Here is a 1005-nt window from a genome sequence, read left to right on the forward strand (position 1 = left end):
AGGAAGAGACGGCTCACGCCGCCGCCTCCTCGTCGAACTCCGGCTGCAAGGAATGCAGGTAGTCGACGGCCCGCTGCGCATGCGCTGCCGCGGAAAAGATGGCGCGCTTGTCGTTGCCAAGAACCTTAAGCCAGCCATCGAGATAGCTTGCGTGGTCGGGGCGTGGTTCGAGCTCGGGGACGATGCCAAGATCGGCGCAGAGAAACGAGCTGCCGAGTTCGGCAATCAGTTCTTCGCGGGCGCGTTCGCTCCTGTCTTTTGCGTAGCGGCTGAGATCACGATCAAGCCGTCGCGGTGCCCCGGTCCAGTGCGTCATCTCGTGACTGAGGACGGCGACATAGGCGGCATCGTCCCGGAAGGCATCCAAGCATGGCATCTGGATGTAATCACGAATGGCAGCATAATAGGCAGCCGATCCGCCATGCCGGATGAGTGCGCCGGTATTGGCAAAGAAGCGGCCGGCATCGCCGATSCGGCKCATCGGATCCTGGACAGGTGCGATCTCATGAAAGCGGTAAGGAAGACCGGCGATCTGATCGGCGTTGAACACGGTGTAGGTCTTGAGAAATGGAATGTCCTGTTCGATCTCCGTGCCTGTCTCGGTCGTCTCGGTGCGGATGAACGAACTGGCAAAGACTATGGTTGTGCCGGTTTCGCCCTTGCGGACGGCGCCGCCGAGTTCGATTGCCTGGCGAAACGTCATCCAGCGTGATGAGGCAAAGCCGCGGGCGATGGTTTCGGACCAGAGGAGCAGGACATTGATCCCGGTATAGGGTTGGCCATTGTGGCGCAGTGGCCGGCTGACCTCACTTGCCGCCTGTCCCGTCGTCCAGGGCCTGGTCCATGGCCGCACACCCTGTTCGAGATCGGCGATGATCCTGGTGGTGATGCGGCTGTAGATATCGGATCGTTGATTGGATGGTTGCCTGCTCATGTCTGAACCTCCGTTTCGAGGTCGCGGCCATCGCGACCTGCTACGGCGGTCCGAAAGCCGGGCGGCAAGTG

1 protein-coding gene is annotated in these 1005 nt (G+C 61.2%); it reads right to left on the minus strand.

The window, feature by feature from the left end:
* Positions 1 to 13 precede the first annotated feature (13 nt).
* Positions 14 to 934 (minus strand): ArdC family protein, encoded by a 921-nt coding sequence (locus tag AC1D2N_RS36195; RefSeq protein WP_477983024.1) that lies wholly within the window; start codon positions 932 to 934, stop codon positions 14 to 16.
* Positions 935 to 1005: the final 71 nt, after the last annotated feature.

This window comes from Rhizobium sp. P1_B8 (assembly GCF_056406515.1).